A 255-nucleotide genomic window follows, 5' to 3' on the forward strand; every position below is an offset into this window, starting at 1 on the left:
CTTCTCCGTTTTTAATAACTTCGTTTGATTTTTGATTTACTGCATGCATAGATGCACTCATCTCTTCTACTGCTGCTGCACTTTCTTGTAAGCTACTTGCTTGCTTTCTTGCACCTTCGTTTATATCACTAACACTTGTTTTTAGTATTTTAGATTTATCTTGTAGGTTTCTTGCAGTTTCAAGATTTGTTTTTAACATATCTCTTATTTGCTTACCTAACATATTAGTTGCAAGTTCTACTCTACCTTTAGCAT

At 32.9% G+C, this 255-nt stretch carries 1 pseudogene; it reads right to left on the reverse strand.

Annotation, left to right across the window (positions count from 1 at the left end):
• Positions 1-255, reverse strand: a pseudogene (locus tag KJQ99_RS10215) (methyl-accepting chemotaxis protein); the annotation flags it as partial.

It is taken from the genome of Campylobacter sp. 2018MI13, from assembly GCF_018501135.1.
Taxonomy (GTDB): Bacteria; Campylobacterota; Campylobacteria; order Campylobacterales; family Campylobacteraceae; genus Campylobacter_E.